The sequence below is a fragment of the Duganella sp. AC917 genome (assembly GCF_979258245.1).
In genome coordinates, this window is sequence record NZ_OZ409848.1 from 5308494 (window position 1) to 5329894 (window position 21401).

Annotated in this window: 23 protein-coding genes; 11 read left to right on the forward strand and 12 right to left on the reverse strand. The window is 62.8% G+C overall.

Translation table 11 applies throughout. The features are described 5' to 3' along the window. Positions 1 to 33 precede the first annotated feature (33 nt). Complete coding sequence (gene argB, locus ACZ0BA_RS23195) at positions 34 to 927, reverse strand: acetylglutamate kinase (protein WP_463454815.1); 894 nt, start codon at positions 925 to 927, stop codon at positions 34 to 36. A gap of 174 nt (positions 928 to 1101) precedes the next feature. Between argB and ACZ0BA_RS23200 the strand changes: the two genes are divergently transcribed. Next, positions 1102 to 1311: a cysteine-rich CWC family protein gene (locus ACZ0BA_RS23200; protein WP_463453513.1), complete on the forward strand. Its 210-nt coding sequence runs from the start codon at positions 1102 to 1104 to the stop codon at positions 1309 to 1311. Here ACZ0BA_RS23200 and ACZ0BA_RS23205 read toward each other — a convergent pair. Continuing rightward, positions 1308 to 2645, reverse strand: a complete 1338-nt coding sequence (locus ACZ0BA_RS23205) for an extracellular catalytic domain type 1 short-chain-length polyhydroxyalkanoate depolymerase (RefSeq protein ID WP_463453514.1) — start codon at positions 2643 to 2645, stop codon at positions 1308 to 1310. The two genes, ACZ0BA_RS23200 and ACZ0BA_RS23205, sit on opposite strands and share 4 nt — an antisense overlap. Positions 2646 to 2654: 9 nt before the next feature. Further along, a complete protein-coding gene (locus ACZ0BA_RS23210) occupies positions 2655 to 3068 on the reverse strand; it encodes a CopG family transcriptional regulator (protein WP_209721480.1) in 414 nt (137 codons plus the stop codon). An 86-nt stretch (positions 3069 to 3154) separates the two neighbouring features. Between ACZ0BA_RS23210 and ACZ0BA_RS23215 the strand changes: the two genes are divergently transcribed. The 4 genes from ACZ0BA_RS23215 (at position 3155) to ACZ0BA_RS23230 (ending at position 6665) form a co-directional block, all read left to right on the forward strand. Continuing rightward, complete coding sequence (locus ACZ0BA_RS23215; protein ID WP_463453515.1) at positions 3155 to 3397, forward strand: DUF1289 domain-containing protein; 243 nt, start codon at positions 3155 to 3157, stop codon at positions 3395 to 3397. Continuing rightward, on the forward strand, positions 3394 to 4302 hold the full coding sequence (locus ACZ0BA_RS23220; protein WP_463453516.1) for an MBL fold metallo-hydrolase: 909 nt from the start codon (positions 3394 to 3396) through the stop codon (positions 4300 to 4302). Before ACZ0BA_RS23215 ends, ACZ0BA_RS23220 begins: the two co-directional genes overlap by 4 nt. A gap of 131 nt (positions 4303 to 4433) precedes the next feature. Continuing rightward, positions 4434 to 5387, forward strand: a complete 954-nt coding sequence (locus ACZ0BA_RS23225; RefSeq protein WP_463453517.1) for an NAD(P)H-dependent flavin oxidoreductase — start codon at positions 4434 to 4436, stop codon at positions 5385 to 5387. Between the two features lie 66 nt (positions 5388 to 5453). After that, on the forward strand, positions 5454 to 6665 hold the full coding sequence (locus tag ACZ0BA_RS23230) for a tetratricopeptide repeat protein (RefSeq protein WP_463453518.1): 1212 nt from the start codon (positions 5454 to 5456) through the stop codon (positions 6663 to 6665). Positions 6666 to 6671: 6 nt separating this feature from the next. On the opposite strand, the gene ACZ0BA_RS23235 is transcribed toward ACZ0BA_RS23230, so the two are convergent. The 9 genes from ACZ0BA_RS23235 to ACZ0BA_RS23275 all read right to left on the reverse strand — a co-directional run bounded on the left by ACZ0BA_RS23235 (position 6672) and on the right by ACZ0BA_RS23275 (position 15916). After that, on the reverse strand, positions 6672 to 7244 hold the full coding sequence (locus ACZ0BA_RS23235; protein WP_463453519.1) for a hypoxanthine-guanine phosphoribosyltransferase: 573 nt from the start codon (positions 7242 to 7244) through the stop codon (positions 6672 to 6674). Positions 7245 to 7345: 101 nt separating this feature from the next. Continuing rightward, a complete protein-coding gene (locus ACZ0BA_RS23240) occupies positions 7346 to 8602 on the reverse strand; it encodes a phenylacetate--CoA ligase family protein (RefSeq protein WP_463453520.1) in 1257 nt (418 codons plus the stop codon). After that, entirely contained in the window at positions 8599 to 8955 is a 357-nt protein-coding gene (locus ACZ0BA_RS23245; RefSeq protein ID WP_463453521.1) for an MmcQ/YjbR family DNA-binding protein, read from the reverse strand. Before ACZ0BA_RS23245 ends, ACZ0BA_RS23240 begins: the two co-directional genes overlap by 4 nt. A 12-nt stretch (positions 8956 to 8967) precedes the next feature. Then, positions 8968 to 9771, reverse strand: coding sequence for an ABC transporter ATP-binding protein (locus ACZ0BA_RS23250; protein ID WP_463453522.1), 804 nt, complete (start codon positions 9769 to 9771; stop codon positions 8968 to 8970). Next, complete coding sequence (locus ACZ0BA_RS23255) at positions 9768 to 11078, reverse strand: ABC transporter substrate-binding protein (protein WP_463453523.1); 1311 nt, start codon at positions 11076 to 11078, stop codon at positions 9768 to 9770. The genes ACZ0BA_RS23250 and ACZ0BA_RS23255 overlap by 4 nt, the downstream gene beginning before the upstream one ends. Before the next feature lie 51 nt (positions 11079 to 11129). Further along, positions 11130 to 12188 (reverse strand): branched-chain amino acid ABC transporter permease, encoded by a 1059-nt coding sequence (locus ACZ0BA_RS23260; RefSeq protein WP_463453524.1) that lies wholly within the window; start codon positions 12186 to 12188, stop codon positions 11130 to 11132. Positions 12189 to 12210: 22 nt separating this feature from the next. Next, on the reverse strand, positions 12211 to 13107 hold the full coding sequence (locus ACZ0BA_RS23265) for a branched-chain amino acid ABC transporter permease (RefSeq protein ID WP_463454816.1): 897 nt from the start codon (positions 13105 to 13107) through the stop codon (positions 12211 to 12213). Between the two features lie 2 nt (positions 13108 to 13109). Further along, positions 13110 to 13949: an ABC transporter ATP-binding protein gene (locus tag ACZ0BA_RS23270; protein ID WP_463454817.1), complete on the reverse strand. Its 840-nt coding sequence runs from the start codon at positions 13947 to 13949 to the stop codon at positions 13110 to 13112. A 20-nt stretch (positions 13950 to 13969) separates the two neighbouring features. Next, on the reverse strand, positions 13970 to 15916 hold the full coding sequence (locus tag ACZ0BA_RS23275; protein ID WP_463454818.1) for an AMP-binding protein: 1947 nt from the start codon (positions 15914 to 15916) through the stop codon (positions 13970 to 13972). A gap of 577 nt (positions 15917 to 16493) precedes the next feature. Here ACZ0BA_RS23275 and ACZ0BA_RS23280 point away from each other — a divergent pair. The 6 genes from ACZ0BA_RS23280 (at position 16494) to ACZ0BA_RS23305 (ending at position 21387) form a co-directional block, all read left to right on the forward strand. Continuing rightward, positions 16494 to 18308 carry an aminopeptidase P family protein gene (locus ACZ0BA_RS23280; RefSeq protein ID WP_463453525.1) on the forward strand — a complete coding sequence of 605 codons (1815 nt, stop codon included), beginning with the start codon at positions 16494 to 16496 and terminating at the stop codon, positions 18306 to 18308. After that, positions 18305 to 18568 carry a hypothetical protein gene (locus ACZ0BA_RS23285; protein ID WP_463453526.1) on the forward strand — a complete coding sequence of 88 codons (264 nt, stop codon included), beginning with the start codon at positions 18305 to 18307 and terminating at the stop codon, positions 18566 to 18568. The genes ACZ0BA_RS23280 and ACZ0BA_RS23285 overlap by 4 nt, the downstream gene beginning before the upstream one ends. Before the next feature lie 8 nt (positions 18569 to 18576). Next, complete coding sequence (locus ACZ0BA_RS23290) at positions 18577 to 19323, forward strand: MgtC/SapB family protein (RefSeq protein WP_463453527.1); 747 nt, start codon at positions 18577 to 18579, stop codon at positions 19321 to 19323. 4 nt (positions 19324 to 19327) lie between these two features. After that, on the forward strand, positions 19328 to 19939 hold the full coding sequence (locus tag ACZ0BA_RS23295) for a DUF924 family protein (protein ID WP_463453528.1): 612 nt from the start codon (positions 19328 to 19330) through the stop codon (positions 19937 to 19939). After that, positions 19939 to 20772, forward strand: coding sequence for a Rossmann-like and DUF2520 domain-containing protein (locus ACZ0BA_RS23300; protein WP_463453529.1), 834 nt, complete (start codon positions 19939 to 19941; stop codon positions 20770 to 20772). Before ACZ0BA_RS23295 ends, ACZ0BA_RS23300 begins: the two co-directional genes overlap by 1 nt. A 252-nt stretch (positions 20773 to 21024) precedes the next feature. Next, the gene (locus tag ACZ0BA_RS23305; RefSeq protein ID WP_463453530.1) at positions 21025 to 21387 is read left to right on the forward strand and encodes a hypothetical protein; all 363 of its coding nucleotides are present in this window, start codon (positions 21025 to 21027) and stop codon (positions 21385 to 21387) included. Positions 21388 to 21401 lie beyond the last annotated feature (14 nt).

Sequence of the window (21401 nt, forward strand, 5' to 3'; positions counted from 1 at the left end):
CAAAAACGCGGCTAAACGTGCATCGCCGTTTTTTCAGTGAGACCGGATCATAGTTCCAAATGCCTGTTCGGTCAACACTTCGAGCAATAAAGAGTGTTCAATTCGCCCGTCGATGATGTGGACCGTGTTGACGCCGGACTTCGCGGCGTCCAGTGCCGATGAAATTTTAGGCAGCATGCCGCCCGAAATCGTCCCGTCGGCGAACATCTCGTCGATCTCGCGCGCCGACAGGTCGGTCACCAGGTTGCCCTGTTTGTCCTGAACGCCGGCGATGTTGGTCATCATGATCAGCTTTTCGGCCTTCAGGATTTCCGCGATCTTGCCGGCGACGACGTCGGCGTTGATGTTGTACGCCTGGCCATCCTGGCCGAAGCCGATCGGCGAAATGATCGGGATGAAGGCGTCGTCCTGCAGCGCCTTGACCACGGCCGGGTTGATCGCGTCGATTTCGCCGACGAAGCCGATGTCGAGGAACTGGCCTGGATTTTCCTTGTCAGGCATCGCGAACTTCTTGGCGCGGATCAATCCACCGTCCTTGCCGGTCAGGCCGACGGCCTGGCCGCCGTAGTGATTAATCAGCATCACGATGTCCTGCTGGACTTCGCCGCCGAGCACCCACTCCACCACTTCCATGGTTTCTTCGTCGGTGATGCGCATGCCCTGCACGAAGGTGCCCTGCTTGCCGATTTTTTTCAGCGCGTTGTCGATTTGTGGACCGCCGCCGTGCACCACGACCGGATTCATGCCCACCAGTTTGAGCAAAATGACATCACGGGCGAAGCCGTGTTTCAGGCGCTCGTCGGTCATCGCATTGCCGCCGTATTTGATGACAATGGTCTTGCCATGGAAATTACGGATGTAGGGCAGGGCCTCGGCCAGAATCTGCGCCTTGATCTGCGGCGACACCGCGGTCAAGTCGTCATTCATGCCTAAGTTAAGGTTAGTCAGTTGGGTCATGGCGAGTCCGGTTAAAAATTTTGTGCAATTTTACAGCCTGGGGCTGCGATCGCTGTGATCAGTTACGCATTATAGGGCTATCCGGTTGTATTTTCCGAGATCATCCGATACGCTGAACCGCATGACCAGCCAACTTGCCGCCCTATGAGTACCTGCTCGCGTTGCGGCGCCCAATTCTCGTGCGCCATGGTGGACGCCGATCCCGCCGCGCCGGCGCAGCCCTGCTGGTGCACCTATCTGCCGGCGTCGCTGCCGGTGCCGTCGGCGCCCGGCGCCAGTTGCTGGTGCCCGGCGTGCCTGCAACAGCACATCGCCGACCATCCCCGGCCCGACGTCGGGCCCTCGACCGACTAACTTACGGTCCGGAAAAACCGCAACATCTCACGGCTGGCGTCCGGCCCTTTCGCGTCGGTGTAGGTGCCGTGCGAGCTGCCGCCGGACCAGGCGTGGCCGGCCCCGTGCACCACCCAATGCTCGCCCAGCGGCGAGCCGTCGGCCTTGGTGTGCGTGGTCTGCGTGTAGCGGTGGCCGTTAGGCACGCTGCCCGACTGGATCGACGGCGCGCCCCTGCGGCTATGCAGGCTTTGCTCGATCACCTGCTCGCCGTTGCGCGGGTTGACGGTGGTGTCGCTATCGCCGTGGAACACGATGATCGGCTGCGATCCATTGCCGGCCTTGCGAGAGCTACTGGCGCCGCTCCTCATGGCGGCCAGCGCCGACGGCAAATCCTGCGCCGACGCGAACGGCAAGCCCGAATGCACGCCCACCGCCGCGAACAGCTCCGGATACAGCGTGCCGACGATGACCGCCATCGCGCCGCCGGCCGACAGCCCGGCGATATACACCTGGCGCTCGTTGACCGGATATTCGTCGACGATCTGCTGCGCGATGCCGGCGATGATCGACGGTTCGCCCTGGCCGTGCTGCTGGTCGATGGCGTTGAACCAGTTCCAGCACTTGGAGTGGTTGTTGCCGGCGGTCTGCTCCGGATAGGCGACGAAGCAACCCATTTCCTCGGCAACCTGGTTCATCTGCGTGCCGGCGGCGAAATCGTCGGGGTTCTGCGTGCAGCCGTGCAGCATCACCAGCAGCGGCATGGCCTGGCCGGTGTAGGTCGACGGCACATACAACTTGTAATTGCGGCTGCCCGCGTGGTTGGCGTAGCTGCCGCTGATGAATTGCGCGCCTTCCGGCAGCGGCGCCGCGGCCGGCGTCGGATTCATCATCGAACCGAAGTCCATGCCGAAATTGCCCGGCATATTGGCTTGCAGATCGATCTTGATGCCCATCCGGTTCAGCATGTCCTGCGCGTACTCGGTCGGGTTGGTGGCCGGATTGGGTGCGCTGGCCGGGGTGGCCTGGTGGGCCTGCGACTGCGACTGCGGCTCGGCGGCCGGTTTCGCCGTCGATTCGGCGTGAACGCGCGTGCTGTCGGCCGATTGGGGCGCCGAGCGCGGCGCCACGTATTCGGGCGGCGGGTTAATGTCGCGCATCTGCGGTTGCGCCGACGGCTGGGCAGCCGATGGCGACCCCGCTTGCGGCCCGGCGGCACGCTGTTGCTGGTGCTGTTGCTGCTTTTGCTGCAACTCAATCATGCTTTCCATGGCTTTTTGCACGGCGGCCGTGGCGCCCTTGTTGATGAGCTTTTGGGCGGCACCGCGCACGCTCGACATAAATGGTAGTTTCATAGCTGTCCTTTAGTGGATCCGCTGGGCCAGCGCGGTTTTGATCACCGCGCTGGCGTGTAGCGAACCGAGTACAAAAATCGAATCGATGGTCGCCAGTGCCAGCTCGACCGAAACGTCGCTGGCGATACTGGCCAAACCGAGTACCTGTATTTGCAGCCGCTGGCCGGCCGCCTGCACCGCTTCAAGATCCGAGCGGGTGTAGTGTTGCATTCCGAGCACCAGGCTTTTGCGCGCCACCGTTTGCTTCACCACGTCGGCGTGCTCGTTTAACTGATTGCGGATCGCCGTGCGGATCAAATCGGTGCGATTCGAGTAAAAACCCTCCTGCACCAGCAAATCTATCTGCCCAAGGTCGATGGGACCGAGGTTGATCGTGATCTTTTCCGACTCGGCGGTCTTCAGTTTTAGTTCTTGCTTAGCCATACGTCTCCATCTGGTTACCATCTACATGGATGGTAGTATAGGCCTCGCGTTCCCCAAGTCAAGCGCATTCGGTCCATAATGGCGGCATGAGTGATCCAACTAACTTAACCGTCACTGGCGCGGTCCCCGAGCTCGCCACCCCTGTCCCGTCGCCTTGCGTCAGCTTATGCAAGATGGATGCCGAGCGTCGTTATTGCATGGGATGCCTGCGCACCATCGACGAAATCGTCAACTGGTCCAAGGCGGACGACGACTACAAGCGGGGTGTGTGGGCAGAGATCCGCCGGCGCGAGCTGACGGTCGATTTCGACGACGATTTCCAGCAATGAACGCGCTGCCGGCCTCGATCCAGGTGTTCGAACGGGGCTGGCTGTCCTCCAACAACGTCTTGTTGCTGGGGCGCGACGACACGGCCCTGATCGACACCGGCTACCTGACCCATGCGCCGCAAACGCTGGCGCTGGTGCGGCATGCGTTGCAAGAGCGGCAACTTGATCAGGTGATCAACACCCATCTGCACTCCGACCATTGCGGCGGCAACGCCACGCTGCAGGCCCATTACGGCAGTCGCATCGCGATTCCGGTCGCCGAGGCGGACAAGGTGCGGGACTGGGACGTGGACGCGCTCAGTTTCAAGGCCACCGGCCAGCGCTGCGAGCGATTCACCTTCGACTCCACCGTCGGCCCGGGCGACGTGCTGACATTGGGCGGCATGGAATGGCAGGCGCTGGGCGCACCAGGACACGATCCGCACTCGCTGATTTTTTACTGCCCGGCGGAGCGCGTGCTGGTGTCGGCGGACGCGCTGTGGGAAAACGGCTTCGGCGTGATCTTCCCGGAACTCGATGGCGAATCCGGCTTTGCCGAGGAACGGGCCACGCTCGATGTGATCGCGGGGCTGGATGTGCGGCTGGTCATTCCCGGGCACGGCAGGCCGTTTGATGACGTGGCCGGTGCGCTGGCGCGGGCGAGGTCGCGGTTGGCGTATCTGGAAGCCGATCCGGTGCGTAACGCGCAGAACGCGATCAAGGTGCTGTTGAAGTTCTTGTTGCTGGAGCGCCAGCGGATAGCGCTGAGCGACATCCCATCGCTGCTGTTGGCGATGCCGGTGTTTGAAACGGCCAACGCGCGCTTTTTGAGGGAGACGCCCGAGGCGCTGGGCACATGGGCTGCAAAGCAGCTCGTGCGCAGCCTGGCGGCGCGGATTGAGGGTGAGTACTTACTCAATACGTGATGAGCAGCCGGGCCGCCGCCCCCATCTGGAAACTCTAGAGCAATCCACCTATTTTTGGCACGATCGTACTATTTCCGGTCTATAATCCCTGAGACCTTACATTCCGATCAACTTACGTCAGCGAGTTCGCCATGGCCCTGCCTGCAGCGTTGCAAAATCTTTCACTTCCCGTAATCGCGTCCCCGATGTTCATCGCCAGCGGTCCCGCGCTGGTGGCGGCGCAGTGCAAGGCCGGCATCGTCGGCTCCTTCCCGGCGCTGAACGCCCGCCCGGCGGAGATGCTCGACGTCTGGCTGTCCGACCTGCAAAACGAATTGAATGACTACCAGATCGCCAATCCGGAAAAGCGTGTCGGCCCAATCGCCGTCAACCAGATCGTCCACCAGTCGAACGACCGGCTGGCGCACGACGTTGAAGTCTGCGTCAAGCACCAGGTCCCGATCATCATCTCGTCGCTGCGCGCGCCGCCCAAGGAGATGCTGGACGCGATCCACAGCTACGGCGGCATCGTCATGCACGATATCGTCTCGATCCGCCACGCCGAAAAAGCGCTGGAGGCGGGTGTCGATGGCCTGATCCTGGTCGCCACTGGCGCCGGCGGCCACGCCGGCACGTTGTCGCCGTTCGCGCTGGTGGGCGAAGTGCGCAAATTCTTCAACGGCCCGATCGCTTTGTCCGGCGCCATCGCCACTGGCGACGCGATTTTGGCGGCGCAGGCGATGGGCGCGGACTTCGCGTACATCGGTTCGCGCTGGCTGGCGACCAAGGAATCGAACGTCAGCGACGACTACCGCGATGCCATCGTCGAATCGTCGGCCGCCGACATCGTCTATTCCAGCCTGTTCACCGGCGTGCATGGTAACTACCTGAAGAAATCCATCATCAACGCCGGCCTCGATCCGGACGCGCTGCCGCAGGCCGACAAGAGCTCGATGAACTTTGGCTCCAGCAGCGCCAAGGCCTGGCGGGACATCTGGGGCGCCGGCCAGGGCGTGGGTCTGATGGACGACGTGCCGACGACAGCTGAAATGGTCGCTCGCCTGAAAGCCGAATACGACGCGGCCCGCGCGCGTTTGGCGCTGTAAAACCCTCTGGCGCGTTGCGAAAGCACTTATAATAAATTCAACCTTGTCAAAAAACGGGATTGAATAATGAGTAAGTTGCGCGCGCTATCGTTGTCTCTTTCCTTGTCGTTTGCGATGCTGAGTTTTGCGCCCACAGCGTCGGCGCAGATTCCCATTAACGACGCTGCCGCCGCATTGGTGAAGGAGGGCGATACGCTGCTGTTTCAACGCAAGCCCGCTGAGGCGTTGCAAATCTACCAGGCGGCCGCGAAGGCGGATGCAACGTCCTCTGTGCCCTTGTCGAAACTCGCCAACGCGGTTTATTTTTTATCGATCCTGCAAACCGACGCGGCGAAAAAATCCCAGTGGCGCGATCAGTCGGAGGCCCTTGCCAGGCAAGCCCTGAAGCTGGAGCCGCGCGATCCCATTGCGCAGGAGGTGCTGCGCATGCTGGCCGAGGAAAAACCGGCACCGCTACACGAACCGAACGACCAGGCGCTGAAACTGAAGCACGAAGGCGAGCAGCTCTTCATCGCGGGAAAACTCGACGAGGCGCGGGAGAAGTACTTACAGGCGGCGCAGGCCGACCCGCTGTTTGCCACCGCCTGGATTTACGCCGGCGATTGCTACTTCGCGCAGAAAAAATATGCCGAGGCGGAGGAGTTGTTCCGTAAAGGCGTGACGATCGAGCCGTTGAACAGCCAGGGCTGGCGGTTTCTGTCCGACGCGCTGGCGTATCAGGGCAAGCGCGCGGCCGCCGAGGAGGCGCTGCTGAACGGGATCGCCGCGCAGCCAAGCCAGATGCCCAACTGGGGCAAGCTGTCGCACATGCGCGCGGCGGCCGGCACACCGCTGAAGCCTTTGGGTTTGGTGCGCAAGGCGAGCGCCTCGGTCGATCCGGCCACCGGCAAGCCAACCATCAATCTTGATGCCGCGTTCAGCGGGCCGGCCGAGCAGAAAAAGCCCGATGGCGCGGTATGGCTGGCGTTGGGCGCTGCCGAAGCGAACCTGCTCGCGAAGGACTTCAAGGACAAAACCGCCAGCCCCCCGTTTGCAATCGAGTTGGCGTCCTGGCAGATGGCGATAAAGGTGGCCGACGAGATCGCGGCCGACGGTGGTGGCGCACTCACCGATCCAGGCCTGATCGCCATGCAGACACTGGCCAAGGCGGATCAGCTGGAAGCCGCACTGCTGATATTACGGTACAAGGAGTCCTACCGCCCCGAGTTCGAGGCGTGGAAGAAAACGCATCCCAACGGTATCCGAAAATTCGTCGACACGTGGGGATTGCAGCCCTAGACCACGTTACTGGTTCTCGGTCTGGATCGCCCACAGGCCGGGCAGATTGCGCCAGTAGCCGTAAGCGTCCATGCCGAATCCGACCACGAAGCGGTTCGGGATCGTAATGCCGACGATGTCCGCCTTGACCGGCTTGGGCTTGCCGATCGCCTTGTCGGCGAAGACGGCCAGCACCACTTCGGCCGCGCCCATGTCCAGCAGGCGCTGTTTGACCTGCGCCAGCGTTTCGCCTTCGTCCAGGATATCGTCCAGCACAATGACCACGCGGCCGGCCACGTTCGAGCGCGGCACCACTTTCCACACAACTTGTCCGCCCTGGTCGTCGTCGCCGTAGCGGCTGACGTGAATGTAGTCGAATTCGAGCGGGAACGTCAGCTGCGGCAGCAGGTTCCCGGTGAAGACCACCGCGCCGCCCATCACGCCCAGCACCAGCGGGAACTCCTCGCTGTCGGCTTGATTGAAGCGGGCGTTGAGGGTATCCGCCATCGCGGTGACGGCGCCGTCGACAGTCTCTTTATTGAACAGCTCTTCCGCGTTCTCCAGCAGGGCGCGGGCGCGGTTGTGGTGAAAGTCTTGCATGGTGTTCTTCGGCTTTAAAAAACATGTGGAAGAACAATATTATCCCCCATATCCCCGCACGCCGCAGATCGTTGCTATCCCGCCACAGGATTTTCTTCCCGCTACGTGTAATCGCGTACGTCGTCGATCACCTTGCCATCGCCGGGCAGGCTGCCGATGGTCGCGAAGCGTACTTCGCCGCGCAGTTTGGTGAGTTCGCGGATCGATTCGACGATGGCCGCATCGCTGGCGGCGCCAGGATCTGCCACCTCGCAGTGCAGGGTCATCACGTCCTGCGCCATGCGGCCGGAGATCACCAGCCGCGCCTTGACGATTTCCGGATGGCGGCGTGCCACTTCGTGCACCTGCGACGGGTGGACGAACATCGCGCGCACCTTGGTGGTCTGGTCGGCCCGGCCCAGCCAGCCCCTGATGCGGGTGTTGGTGCGGCCGCACGGCGAATCGGGCGCGCCGGTCAGCACCGCCGACAGGTCGCCGGTGGCGAAGCGGATCAGCGGATAGTCCGGATTGAATACGGTGACGACCACCTCGCCGATTTCGCCGGCGGCCACCGGGTCGCCGCTGCCAGGGCGGACGATTTCCAGGATCACATCTTCATCGAGCACCATGCCGGGATGGCGCACGTCGCCGCTGCGCGTTTCGAAGGCGATGCTGCCGATATCGGCCGAGGCGTAGGTTTGCAGCACATGCGGCACGCCGTTGTTGGCGAACCAGTCGCGCAGCGATTCGGGCAACGCCTCGGCGCCCATCAGCGCCTTGGTCATGCTGCCGATATCGGCGCCCATTTCCTGCGCCTTTTCGATGATGATCTTCAGGAAGGACGGCGTGCCGACATAGGTGTCCGGCCGCAGCGCGCTGATCGCCTGCACCTGCATTTCGGTCTGGCCGCTGCCGGCCGGGATCACGCTGCAACCGATGCGCGCGGCGCCGCCTTCCACCATGAAAGCGGCCGGCGTAAAGTGGTAAGAGAAGCAGTTTTGCAGCAGGCCGCCGGCGCGCACGCCGGCGGCGTACATCGGACGGCCGAAGCGCCACCAGTCCTTGCCCTTGCCCTCGGGGTCGAAGATCGGACCGGGCGACATGTACAGGCGCGCCAACTGTCCCACCGGCGTCGTGTTCAGGCCTCCGAACGGAGGTTGCAGCTTTTGCAGCGCGTGCAGCTCGGACTTGCGCGTCACCGGCAAGCTGGCCAGCGCGGCGCGGCTGGTGATGTCGGCCGCGTTCACGTCCCGCAGGATGCGCGACCAGCCGGCGGCGGCCTTCGCGCGCGCCACCAGTTGCGGCAGGCGCGCCATCAATTCGCGCTCGCGTTGTTCCGGCGGGCGTACTTCCAGGCTGTCCAGGGTATCCGGCGTCATTGCTGTTCTCCGATTTCGCGCTGCAGTTTTTTGGTCAGTTTGGCGAACACCAGTTCGTACGAGCGTTTCAGCAGTTCCGCCGCCTCGGCGTCGCTGATGGATTTCAGGTCTTCGATGTAGACCCATTTGGCGCGCGCGAGGTACGGTGCGGGGACGATGCCGGGTCGGTCCGTCAATTCGAGAAAGCGGTCGTCGTCCACCTTGAAGCTGATGCCCTTGTCGGCCTTGTCGTCGACATCGGTGAGGGCGAACATTTTGTCTCCGATGGAGAACACCAGCCGGGTTTCCCACTTGACGTCCTCGGTGGCGCCGGGCAGGGAGCGGCAAAACGCTTTCGCTTTCTTGATATTCATGCGTGAGGTTCCTCAAGCCAGCCAGCGTTTGCGGCGGCGGTAAAATTTCATGTCGCGGAAGCTCTTGCTGCCGGCGCCGGAAACGCCGAGGTAGAACTCCTTGACGTCTTCGTTGCTGGCCAGGTCGGCGGCCGCGCCTTCCATGACCACGCGGCCGTTTTCCAGGATGTAGCCGAAATCGGCGTAGCGCAGGGCGATGCTGGTGTTCTGCTCCGCCAGCAGGAAGGACACGTTCTCCTTGCCGTTCAAGTCTTTTACGATGCCGAATATCTCGTCGACGATTTGCGGCGCGATGCCCATCGACGGCTCGTCCAGCAAAATCATCGACGGCTTGGCCATCAGCGCCCTGCCGATCGCGCACATCTGCTGCTCTCCGCCCGAGGTGTAGCCGGCCTGGCTGGTGCGGCGCTCCTTCAGGCGCGGGAAGTAGTGGTACACCTTGTCCAGCGATTCCTTGAGTTCCGCGCGCGACAGGCTGCGCGTGTAGGCGCCGGTCAGCAGGTTTTCCTCGATGGTGAGGTGGCCGAAGCAGTGGCGCCCCTCCATCACCTGCGACAGGCCGCGTTTGACCAGTTCATTGGGCGTGAGCTGGTCGATGCGTTCTCCCTTGAACTGCACATCGCCCTTGGTGACGTCGCCACGCTCTCCGCGCAGCAGGGTGGAGATGGTCTTCAACGTGGTGGACTTGCCGGCGCCGTTGGCCCCCAGCAGGGCGACGATTTTACCCTGCGGGACCTGTAGCGATACGCCCTTCAGCACCAGTATCACGTGGTCGTAAATCACTTCCACGTTGTTGACGGAGAGGTAGGGCGTCATTTTGCGCAAGCCGGGGTGATTTTTTTCTCGGCGGCGTAGGCTGTGGAGCTTTCCTCCAGCAGCTTGCGGGTCAGCGCCTTGTCGCCGACCACCCAGTTGGGCGTGATGGCATTCCACTTTTTACCGTCCCACTGCTGGACTTTCACCGCGCCGGAGCCCTCGTGATCGTCGCAGCTGGTCTTCACCACCGGCAGCATGCCGAGCGCGCCGATGGCTTTCTGGCGCGCTTCGTCGACATTCAGGTTTTCCAGGCCCCAGCGCATTTGCTCGCCGGTGACCGCTTTGCCTTTGCCGAACTTCTCCTGCGCGGTGCGCATCGCCTCCACCCACAGGATGGCCGCGCTGACGCCGCGCATGTGATACACGGAGCCGATGCGGTTGCGGTCCGCGAGATTGCCTTTGCCGGCTTCGTAGAGTTTTTTTCTGATGTCGTCCATCACCGGGTAGTTGCCGGGGGTGTTGAAGGTCATCGCGCTGTAGCCCTTGGCGGCGTCGCCGGCCGGCACGGTGTCTTCCTCCGACCCCGCCCACCAGACGCCGAGCATTTTCTCGCGCGGGAAGCCGTTGCGCTGCGCGGTCTTGATCGCCACCGCGTTCATCGAGCCCCAGCCCCACAGGATCACGTGATCCGGTTTGGCCTGGCGGATCTGCAGCCATTGCGATTGCTGCTCGCTGCCGGGCGGCGTGACGGGGATCTTGATCAGTTCAAAGCCGTATTGTTTGGACAGCGCCTCCAGCACCGGTAGGGGTTCCTTTCCGAAGGCCGAGTCGTGGTACAGGTGAACGATCTTTTTGCCTTTCAGTTTGTCCATGCCGCCGTTTTTGTCGCCCAGGTACTTGATCATGCCGGCCGCCTGGTTCCAGTAGCTGGTGATCAGCGGGAAGACGTAGGGGAAGACCTTGCCGTTGGCGGCGTCCGAGCGGCCGTAGCCGATCATCGTCATCGGGATTTTATCGGTTGGCAGGCGGTCGAGCACACCGTAGGCGACACCGGTGGACAGCGGTTCGACCAAGGTGGCGCCGCCGTTTTTGGTTTTCAGCCGCTCGTAGCATTCGACACCGCGCGACGGATTGTATTCGGTCTCGCATTCCTCCCAGCCGATCTTGACGCCATTGACGCCGCCCGACAGGTTGACCAGGTTAAAGTAGTCGATGATGCCGCCGTAAAAGCCGGAACCGCCGGCCGCATAGGGGCCGACGCGGTACGAGGGCAGGGCCACGTACTGTCCGGCCGCCTGCTGCGCCAATGCTGGCGCGATGGTTGTGACGAGTGCGACGCCAAGTACGAACGATGCCATGATTTTCATTATTGTCTCCTCTTGGGTACTGCGCTGGTAGACTGCTTTGAATTGACGCGCTCAGTGCGGGAAGGGCCACAGGCGCAGTTTCTCTTTACCGATTTGCCACAAACGCGCCAGGCCGTGCGGCTCGACGATCAGGAAAAATATGATCAAGGCGCCAAACACCATCAACTCCAGATTCGACGCCACGCTGTTGGGCAGCGACAGGCTGTGCGCCAGAATATTGAGCAGCACCGGCAGCAGCACGATGAAGGCCGCGCCCAGGAAGGAGCCGAGGATGGAGCCGACGCCGCCGATGATGATCATGAACAGGATGCGGAACGACAGATCGAGGTTGTAGGCCTCCGGCTCCACGGTGCCGAGATACGCAAAGGCGTACAGCGCGCCCGCCACGCCGCAGTAGAACGAACTGACCGCGAACGCCAGCAGCTTGGTGCGCATCAGCCGGAAACCAATCACCTCCGCCGCCACGTCCATGTCGCGCACCGCCATCCAGGAGCGGCCCACGTTGGAGCGCACCATGTTCTTGGCCAGCAGCGCCATCACCGCCACCACGCCGAGCACCAGCAGGTATTTGCGGTCCGGCGTGTCGAACTGGTAGCCCAGGATGACGATTTTCTGCGCGGTGATGACGCCGGAGGCGCTGTAGTTGGTCAGGTAGGGGATCTTGGTCAGGCACCAGATCACGAAGAACTGCGTGGCCAAGGTCGACGCTGCGAGGTAAAAGCCGCGTATGCGCAGCGACGGCAGGCCGAAGGCGATGCCCACCGCCGCCGCGCTCAAGCCCCCGAGCACGAACGCCATCAGAACCGGAATGCCCGGAATGCGGGCGACGAAGTTGTACGAGGCGAAGGCGCCAACCGCCATGAACGCGGCGGTGCCGAGCGAGAGCTGCCCCGCGTAGCCAGTCAGGATGTTGAGCCCCAGCGCGGCCAGCGAAAAGATCAAAAATGGAATCAGGATCGCCGACAGGGCGTAGGGCGACGCCACCAGCGGCACCACTACGATGGCGACGACCAGCAGCGCGAGCATCGCCACGCGGTCCTGCAAGATAGGGAAGATCTGGCTGTCGGCCTGATAGCTGGTCTTGAATTGTCCTGCTTCGCGGTAGAGCATGTGCGCCTCTTAAGGTTCGCTTTTAAATTCTGCGGATGATTTTTTCGCCGAACAGGCCTTCCGGCAGCACCAGCAGGAACATCAGCGCCAACACGTATGGGAACCAGCCTTCGATGCCGCCGCCGACCAGCGGGCCGATATACACCTCCGCCAGCTTCTCCGACGCGCCGATAATCAGGCCGCCGACGATCGCGCCCGGCATCGACGTGAAGCCGCCGAGGATCAAGACCGGCAGCGCCTTGAGCGCGACGAAGGTCAGCGCGAACTGCACACCATTGCGCGCGCCCCACAGCAGTCCTGCCACCAGCGCCACCACACCGGCCACCGCCCACAGCACCGCCCAGATGCGTTGCAGCGGAATGCCCACCGCCAGCGCGGCCTGGTGATCGTCGGCGACGGCACGCAGCGCGCGGCCCACCTTGGTCTTGGAGAACAGCAGCGCCAGGGAAGTGACCAAGATGGCGCACACCGCCGCCGCCATGATGTCGAACTGCGACACCAGCAGATTGAAGTTCTCCATCAGGTACTCCGACGGCACGTCCTCGATCGGCAGTTCCAGCTTGTGCACCTGGTTACCCCACATCAGCTGCGCCAGCCCCTCGATGAAGAAGGCCAGGCCGATGGTGGCCATAAACAGCGTGATCTCGGGCTGGTTGACCAGCGGCCGCAGCACGACCTTTTCGATCGCTATCCCGAGCAATATCATCACCACGATCGTCAGCGGTATCGCGACCCACAGCGACACGCCGAATTTATCCATGATGCCGACGCAGGTCAGCGCGGCGAAGAACACCATCGCCCCCTGCGCGAAGTTGAATACGCCGGAGGCCTTGTAGATCAGCACAAAGCCGATCGCCACCAGCGCGTACATGACGCCCGAGAGCAGTCCGCCGATCAGTACCTCGAAGAAGAAGTTGATGTTCATGCGTGCGCGACTCCGAGGTAGGCGTTGATCACGTCCTGGTTGCCGCGCACCTCGTCCGGCGTGCCGTCGCCGATCTTGCGGCCGTAATCGAGCACCACCACGCGGTCCGAAATATCCATGACCACGCCCATGTCATGCTCGATCAAAACGATGGTGGTGCCGAATTGGTCGTTGACGTCGAGGATAAAGCGGCACATGTCCTGTTTTTCCTCGACGTTCATGCCGGCCATCGGCTCGTCCAGCAGCAGGATCTCCGGCTCGGCGGCCAGTGCCCGGCCCAGCTCCACGCGCTTTTGCAGGCCGTACGGCAGGCGCCCAACCGGCGTTTTGCGGATCGCCTGGATCTCCAGGAAGTCGATGATCGCCTCGGCCTTGACGCGATGCGCGATCTCCTCGCGCCGCGCCGGTCCCCAGTACAGCGCCTGCATCAGGAAGTTGGACTTCATCTTCAGGTTACGGCCGGTCATGATGTTGTCGAGGACCGTCATCCCCTTGAACAGCGCGATATTCTGGAAGGTGCGCGCGATGCCCGCCTTGGCGGCGGTATGGCAGTCCATGTTCCTGCGGTGCTGGCCGCGAAAGACGATCTCCCCCTGCTGCGGGCGATAGACGCCGTTGATCACGTTCAGCATCGAGCTTTTGCCGGCGCCATTTGGGCCGATGATGGCGCGAATCTCATGCTTCCTCACGTCGAAGGAGATATCGGTCAACGCCTTTACGCCGCCGAACGATAGCGAGATATTTTTCAGGTCGAGGATCACGTCGCCGATGACGCGGCGCCCGCTGTCCGTGTTTGTAAAAATGTCGGCGCCGAAGTGGGCGTCTGGTTCGTTCATCTGCATGGTCGCGTTCTCCGTCATGCCGCTGCTTGGACCGCGGGGAAGGTCTTGCAGCGCTCTATCTTCAGATCCGCCGCCACGAGTCCCGTTCGGCCATCCTCAAACTTCACCTGCGTCTCGATGTACTGCGACGTTTTGCCGCCATACAGCGCATCGATCAGCACCGCGTACTTCTCGGCGATGAATTTGCGGCGCACCTTGCGCGTGCGGGTCAACTCGTCGTCGTCGGGATCGAGCTCCTTGTGCAGCACCAGAAAGCGGTGGATTTGCGTGTCGCCCATCATCGGTTCGGCGGCGAGATCGGCGTTGACCTGCTCGATGCAGTCTCGGATCAGGCCATAGACTTGCGGATGCGCCGCCAGGTCGGTGTAGCCGGAGTAGGCGATGCCGCGCCGCTCGGCCCAGTTGCCCACCGCCTCGATATCAATATTGATGAAGGCGCAAACCTCATCGCGCTCGTGGCCGAACGCCACCGCCTCTTTGATAAACGGGAAGAACTTGAGTTTATTCTCAATGTAGTTCGGCGCGAAAATGGCGCCTGCGTTCATGCGGCCGACATCGGCCGCGCGGTCGATGATTTTCAGATGGCCTTCGTGATCGAACAAGCCGGCGTCGCCGGTGTGGAAGTAGCCTTGCGCGTCGATCGCTTCGCGGGTGGCGTCCGGGCGTTTGTAATAGCAATCCATCAGTGTTGGCGATTTCACCAGCACCTCGCCGTTATCGGCCAGCTTGACCTCCACGCCGGGCGCCGGCAGGCCGACGCTGTCAAATTTGATCTGGCCGTCCGGTTGCAGGCAAATGTAGGCGCAGGTTTCGGTCGAGCCGTAAAACTGCTTCAGATTCACGCCGATGGAGCGATAGAAACGGAACAGATCGGGTCCTATCGCGGCGCCGGCGGTATAGGCGACGCGCACGCGCGACAGTCCGAGCACGTTTTTCAGCGGGCCGTAGACCAGCACCCGGCCCAGCGCATACGCCAGGCGGTCGGCCGCCGGCACCGGTTTGCGGTCCAAAATCGCCGCGCCGCTGCGTCGCGCCACCGCCATAAAGTAATGGAACATGGCGCGTTTGATGGCGCCGGCGTCCTCCATCCGTATCATCACCGTTGTGAGCATGTTCTCGAAAACGCGTGGCGGCGCGAAGTAATAAGTAGGTCCGATCTCGCGCATGTCGGTCATGACGGTGTCGCCGGATTCGGGACAATTGACGGTAAAACCGGCCGTCATCGCCTGCGCGAAGGAGAACAGGCAGTCGCCCACCCACGCCATCGGCAGATAGGACAGGATGTCCTCGGCGTCGGTGAGGTTCTCGAAACCGACGCCGCCGGTGCCGGCCGCGATCAGCGCGTCGTGGGTCTGGCACACGCCTTTTGGTTTGCCGGTGGTGCCGGAGGTGTAGAGGATGATCGCGTTGTCGCCACCTTTGCCGGCATCGACGGCGGCGTCGAACATGCCGGGATGGCCGTTGTCCCACTCGCGCCCCAGTTGCTGCAGGCGGGCGAAGGACAGCAACCCTGGCTGGCGGTAGTGGCGCATGCCGCGTTCATCGTCATAGGCGACGTGGCGGACGTGCGGGTACAACGTTTGCAGTTCCATCAACTTGTCGACCTGCTCCTGGTCTTCGACGATGGCGTAGTGGATTTCGGCGTTTTCCAGTACGTAGGCCATGTCGGCGGCCGGCGCGTCCTGGTACAGCGGCACCGGCACCCCGCCGAGACACTGCGCGGCCAGCATGGCCCAATAAAGGCGCGGCCGGTTGTCGCCGATGATGGCCAGATTCATGCCGCGTTCGAAGCCCAGCGCCGCCAGTCCGCAGGCCAGCGCGCGCACTTCGTCGTTGACCTGCGCCCAGTTCCAGCTTTGCCAGATGCCCAGGTGTTTTTCGCGAAACGCGGGTTTGCCGGGCCTGACCCGGCCGTGCGCGAGCAGACGGCGGGGAAAAGTCTCTTGATCGTTTTGCACCAGTTGTCTCCGGTTGCTTTTCTTGTACTTGTGTACAGCTTCTTGTGTGATGATATTAGCCTGCCGCAAGGACCTGTGTTGTCGTTTCGATGACAATTGACCGACTTTTCTATGGTGCGACGCAATAATGTCTGAATATCCTCTCTCGCTGAAAGAAGTCTTACGGTCCGCAATTTGGGCGCAAAACCTGACGCCGGAACAAATGGCGCGTGTCGAGGCGGAAACCTTTGAGACGCGATGGCGTTGCGCGACGCCCGGATCGCGCGGATGCCGGCTTCGACATAAATGTGGCTGCTGGATACGAGTTTGCCTTTCACGTACTGCGAGGATTCGGAATCTTCTAAGAAGTGAAGTAAAAGATTTTCTGAGAATTTCATCCCCCAGGATAGAAGAGTCCGTCTGGCGCTATCGCGCTATTGCGTGCCTGATACTCATACTGCCTCCCGATGGTTGGAAACTTAAAATACGCAGGACAGAAGATCCGCTCAACAATGCAACGTGCACCCGCACCGCGATCACTTCAGCGGTATCATAGCGACGAGCTATGCCGCACCGGCGGCGCACCGGATTCAAGCTACCCATGAATATTTCAGATACCACCCACATCACCGAGCGCCTGGCGCTGTTGCGGGCGGCGATGCGCCGGCACCGGATAGACGCGCTGATGGTGCCGTCGGCCGATCCGCACCTGTCCGAATACCTGCCGACGCGCTGGAAGGGCCGCGAGTGGCTGTCCGGTTTCACCGGCTCGGTGGGCACCTTTATTATCACCGCCGATGTCGCCGGCATCTGGACCGACGCCCGCTACTGGACCCAGGCCGAGCAAGAGCTGGCCGGCACCTCGATCAAGCTGATGAAACTCACCTCCGGCGCCAGCGTGCAGTATGTCGACTGGCTGGCCGCCAATGTGCAGGCCGGCCAGACCATCGCCGTCGACGGCACGGTCCTGGGCCTGGCGATCGCGCGTCTGCTGCGGCAGGCGCTGGACGCCAAAGACGTCGCCTTGCGCACCGATCTCGATCTGCTCGACGAGATCTGGCCCGATCGTCCCGCACTGCCGGCCGCACCGGTCTATGAACACCAGCCGCCGTACGCGTCGAAAAGCCGCAGTGCCAAGCTGGCCGAGTTGCGCGATGCAATGCGCGGGCAGGGCGCCGAATGGCACCTGATCTCGACCCTGGACGATATTGCCTACTTGTTCAACCTGCGCGGCGCCGACGTCAATTTCAATCCCGTCTTCCTGGCGCACGCGCTGATCACGCCGATCCGCGCGACTTTGTTTGTCGCCGACGGCAAGATCCCCGCTGAGCTGACCAGGCAACTGGCGGAGCAGGATATCTATTTAGCGCCCTACAGCGCCTTCGCCGGGGCCTTGGCCGATTTGCCGCACGATGCCAGCTTGTTAATCGATCCGCGCCGCGTGACTTATGGCACCCGCCAGTGCGTGCCGGCGGAGGTTCGCGTGATCGAGGCGGTCAACCCGACCACCTTCGCCAAATCCCGAAAGAGCGATCAGGATGCAAGCCACATCCGCGCGACGATGGAGCAGGACGGCGCGGCCCTGTGCGAGTTTTTCGCGTGGCTGGAGCAGACGCTGGCCGATCCGCAGCGCCCACCGCTGACCGAAGTGGCAATCGACCGCCACATCACGGCGGCGCGCGCGCGCCGTCCTGGCTTTATCAGCCCGAGTTTCGCCACCATCGCTGGCTTCCGCGCCAACGGCGCGATCATGCATTACCGCGCCACCGAGGCGCAGCATGCCGTGATCGAAGGCGACGGCTTGCTGCTGATCGACTCCGGCGGTCAGTATTTGGGCGGCACCACCGACATCACACGGGTGGTGGCCGTCGGCGACATCACCGCCGAACATCGACGCGACTTTACCCTTGTGCTCAAGGGCGTGATCGCGCTGTCGTCCGCGCGCTTCCCGCGCGGGACCAAATCCCCGATGCTAGACGCTATCGCCAGGGCGCCGCTGTGGGCCGAAGGACTCGACTTCGGCCACGGCACCGGCCATGGCGTCGGCTATTTTCTCAACGTGCACGAAGGCCCGCAGTCGATCTCGCAATCGGCGATGCCGGAGCCGCACACCGCTATGGAAACAGGCATGATTACATCGATAGAACCGGGCCTTTACCGCCCGGGCAAATGGGGCATCCGGATTGAAAACCTGGTGCTCAACCGGCCCGCCGGCCAGACGGAGTTCGGCGACTTCCTGCAGTTCGAAACGCTGACCCTGTGCCCGATCGACACGCGCTGCATCGAACCGTCGCTGCTGCGCGACGACGAAAAGCGCTGGCTCAACGACTACCACGCCACGGTGCGCAGCCGTCTGCTGCCGCTGTTATCCGGCGACGCGCTGGCTTGGCTGGAAAACCGCACGGTGGCGCTATGAGCGGCCGCGCAACCAGGGCCACGTCGGCCGTCGACCGCCTCAAAGTCCGCAGCGGCAATGCCAAGTATTCGATGTCGCGCACCGCCAGCGGCCATTTCTTCCTGACGGAGGGCCCCGGCCTGCCGCCACTGTGCGCGCCGCTGGAACTGGACGATTTCGTCGCCTTCGTCAACGGCATCTCGCCCGGTCCGCCAAGGCGCGTCAGCAAGCTCGATATCGCGTTTGAAAAGCAGCTCACAAAAAAAGCACCTAAAGAATAAGGCTCGACATGCCCGCCATCGATTTCCTCAGCGCCTACTGGTCGCACGACGAACTAGCGACCAACGCCGTCATCCTGTTGAATTTACTGGGTGCGCTGGCACTGGGGCTGATGGTCGGCTACGAGCGCTCGTACCACGGGCGCGCGGCGGGTATGCGCACCTACGGCCTGGTGTGCATGGCGTCGGCCGCGCTCACGGTCATCGGCGGCTACCCGGGGCACTGGTTCGGCGGCCACGTGTCGCAGTATCTGATCAACTCCGATCCAACCCGCATCGTGCAGGGCATCGTCACCGGCATCGGCTTCCTCGGCGCCGGCGTGATCATGCGCGAGGGTTTTAACATCAGCGGACTGACGACGGCGGCGTCGATCTGGGCCTCGTCGGTGATCGGCGTAATGGTGGGGGTGGGCTTTTATCTGGGCGCGATAGGATTGGCGATATTGTGCGCCGGCTCGATGGTGTTCCTGAGCCGCGTGGAGGCCTGGCTGCCGTCGCGGCATGCGATCGCGATCACGATGCGCTTCAAGGCCGGCTACATGCCACAGGAGCCGGCGCTGCGCGCGATGGCGCTGCAGCGCGGCTACGAAATCGCCGGCGGCTCGCTGATGATCGGCAGCGACGGCGGCCAGCAGGAGTGGCGCTTCGTCGCCATCGCGCTGAGCAAGCGCAGTGGCGCGCCGATGTCGGTGCTGTCGGCCGAACTGGCCGCCTTCGACGGTATCCACAGCTTCCAGCTGTCGCACGCGAGGAACTAAGACCATGAATGAACAAGCCCAAGCCGTATTCAATTTCTGGTTTCAGCCGGGACCGGGGCAGCCGGCGGACGCCCCGCGCCGCGAATGGTTCCAGAAGGACGACGCCTTCGACAGTGACATCACCCGCCGTTTCGGCGCCTTGATCGATCAGGCGCTGGCCGGCGGCCTGCTGGAATGGGATGCGGCAGGTCCGCAATCGCAACTGGCGCGCATTCTGCTGCTCGACCAGTTCACCCGCAACGTCCACCGCGGCACGCCGTTGGCGTTCGCCGGCGACGCGTTGGCGCTGCAAGCGGCGCAGTCGATGGTGGACGCCGGCCAGGATCTGGCGCTGCCGCTGTTGCAGCGCGCCTTTGTCTACCTGCCTTTCGAGCATGCCGAGGATATGGCGATGCAGGAGCAGGCCGTGGCGCTCTACACGCGCATGGAAAACGACGAGCGCGATGTGGCGCCGGCGGCCACCGTCAAGGGCATCGCCGGCATGCTCGATTATGCGCAGCGCCATCGCGAGGTGATACGCCGCTTCGGCCGCTTCCCGCACCGCAACGCGATCCTGAACCGTCCATCTACCGACGAAGAACAGGCCTATCTTCAGCAACCGGGATCGGGATTCTGATGACGCCCGGGTTCAACCTGATCGGCGCCGGACATGTGGGCCGTGTGCTCGGGCGCCTGTTTGCGCGCCACGGCTGCTTCAATATCCAGCAGGTGCTGACCCGCTCCATGGCGTCGGCCCGCGACGGCGTGGCCTTCATCGGCGCCGGCGACGCGGTCGAGCGCTACGAGCAGTTGCAACCGGCGGCGCTGTACGTGCTGGCCGTCGGCGACGACCAGATCGTCGACGCCTGCGCCGCACTGGCGCTGGCCGTGCCGCTGGCCGGCAGCGTGGTGTTCCACTGCAGCGGCGCGCTGGCGTCGGACCGCCTGCAGGGCGCGCGCGAGGCCGGCGCGCTGGTCGCCAGCGTGCATCCTATCCGCAGCTTTGCCGATCCGTCGGCGGTGGCTGCTCAATTTGACGGCACTTTTTGCGGCATCGAAGGCGACGCCGGCGCGCTGGCCCTGCTGACGCCAGCCTTGACGGCGATCGGCGCGCGGCCGGTGCCGATCGAGGCGTCGGCCAAAACGGTGTACCACGCGGCCGCCGTCTTCGCCAGCAACTACCTGGTGACGGTGCTGGACGCCGCGCTGCGCGCCTACCAGGCCGCCGGCATACCGGAGCCGGTGGCGCGGCAAATGGCGCAGCCGCTGGCGTCCGAATCGATGGCCAATGTGTTCCGATTGGGCGCCGCCGCCGCGCTCAGCGGGCCGATCGCGCGCGGCGACATGGTTACTGTCGAACGCCAGCAGCGCGCAGTGGCCGGCTGGGATGCCGAAACCGGCGAGCTGTACCAGGCGCTGGTGGCGCCGACTGCCGCGCTGGCGCGCAAAAAACATCAGAAACGTCCCTGAACCGCAAAGTCGGAGCCCTTCGGCACTTAACTTCTTGCAAATTACTACATAACAACTATATTTCAGTCATGATTGCCATCGTCTTTGCAGTTTTATTGGTACGAATTCACAAATAAGTGGCGGGACTTGTCGACAAACGCGGCAATTCACAATAAGCTTGTTTCTCAGAATGTTTTCTTTGAGAATCTATAAGTACACAATACAACACGTCAGCAGGACTGCAGCCGGCGCCAATTGGATAGGGGTAAGAACATGTTATTTTTGAAAAGCACGACCGTCACGAAGGCGCCAGGCATTTACGACGTCGACATCGCCGCCAAGCCGCCAGGCAAAACCTTTGGCGTATTCATGGCCACCGACCCGGACCAGCCGCCGACCGAGGTGCTGGCAGCGCTGGCCGCGATGGGCTTCAAGAACACCTACAGCGGCGGCTACACCCACAAGGACCGCGGCAAGGTGCTGGACCTGCACTTCCAGAAGGACGGCACCGACCTGTTCCAGGGCTGGAAGGCCGAGGAAATGGAAGCCAACATGGCCGCCATCACCGCGCTGTTCAGCGGCATCGGCATCACCATCGCGCCGCGCGTGATGACCCTGGCCGAAGCCTACGCTTAACGCCTTCGGACGGC

Coding starts and splice junctions, on each gene's coding strand:
- argB (WP_463454815.1), bottom strand. CDS start 927: ATGAATGACGACTTGACCGCGGTGTCGCCGCAGATCAAGGCGCAGATT.
- ACZ0BA_RS23200 (WP_463453513.1), top strand. CDS start 1,102: ATGAGTACCTGCTCGCGTTGCGGCGCCCAATTCTCGTGCGCCATGGTG.
- ACZ0BA_RS23205 (WP_463453514.1), bottom strand. CDS start 2,645: ATGAAACTACCATTTATGTCGAGCGTGCGCGGTGCCGCCCAAAAGCTC.
- ACZ0BA_RS23210 (WP_209721480.1), bottom strand. CDS start 3,068: ATGGCTAAGCAAGAACTAAAACTGAAGACCGCCGAGTCGGAAAAGATC.
- ACZ0BA_RS23215 (WP_463453515.1), top strand. CDS start 3,155: ATGAGTGATCCAACTAACTTAACCGTCACTGGCGCGGTCCCCGAGCTC.
- ACZ0BA_RS23220 (WP_463453516.1), top strand. CDS start 3,394: ATGAACGCGCTGCCGGCCTCGATCCAGGTGTTCGAACGGGGCTGGCTG.
- ACZ0BA_RS23225 (WP_463453517.1), top strand. CDS start 4,434: ATGGCCCTGCCTGCAGCGTTGCAAAATCTTTCACTTCCCGTAATCGCG.
- ACZ0BA_RS23230 (WP_463453518.1), top strand. CDS start 5,454: ATGAGTAAGTTGCGCGCGCTATCGTTGTCTCTTTCCTTGTCGTTTGCG.
- ACZ0BA_RS23235 (WP_463453519.1), bottom strand. CDS start 7,244: ATGCAAGACTTTCACCACAACCGCGCCCGCGCCCTGCTGGAGAACGCG.
- ACZ0BA_RS23240 (WP_463453520.1), bottom strand. CDS start 8,602: ATGACGCCGGATACCCTGGACAGCCTGGAAGTACGCCCGCCGGAACAA.
- ACZ0BA_RS23245 (WP_463453521.1), bottom strand. CDS start 8,955: ATGAATATCAAGAAAGCGAAAGCGTTTTGCCGCTCCCTGCCCGGCGCC.
- ACZ0BA_RS23250 (WP_463453522.1), bottom strand. CDS start 9,771: ATGACGCCCTACCTCTCCGTCAACAACGTGGAAGTGATTTACGACCAC.
- ACZ0BA_RS23255 (WP_463453523.1), bottom strand. CDS start 11,078: ATGAAAATCATGGCATCGTTCGTACTTGGCGTCGCACTCGTCACAACC.
- ACZ0BA_RS23260 (WP_463453524.1), bottom strand. CDS start 12,188: ATGCTCTACCGCGAAGCAGGACAATTCAAGACCAGCTATCAGGCCGAC.
- ACZ0BA_RS23270 (WP_463454817.1), bottom strand. CDS start 13,949: ATGAACGAACCAGACGCCCACTTCGGCGCCGACATTTTTACAAACACG.
- ACZ0BA_RS23280 (WP_463453525.1), top strand. CDS start 16,494: ATGAATATTTCAGATACCACCCACATCACCGAGCGCCTGGCGCTGTTG.
- ACZ0BA_RS23285 (WP_463453526.1), top strand. CDS start 18,305: ATGAGCGGCCGCGCAACCAGGGCCACGTCGGCCGTCGACCGCCTCAAA.
- ACZ0BA_RS23290 (WP_463453527.1), top strand. CDS start 18,577: ATGCCCGCCATCGATTTCCTCAGCGCCTACTGGTCGCACGACGAACTA.
- ACZ0BA_RS23295 (WP_463453528.1), top strand. CDS start 19,328: ATGAATGAACAAGCCCAAGCCGTATTCAATTTCTGGTTTCAGCCGGGA.
- ACZ0BA_RS23300 (WP_463453529.1), top strand. CDS start 19,939: ATGACGCCCGGGTTCAACCTGATCGGCGCCGGACATGTGGGCCGTGTG.
- ACZ0BA_RS23305 (WP_463453530.1), top strand. CDS start 21,025: ATGTTATTTTTGAAAAGCACGACCGTCACGAAGGCGCCAGGCATTTAC.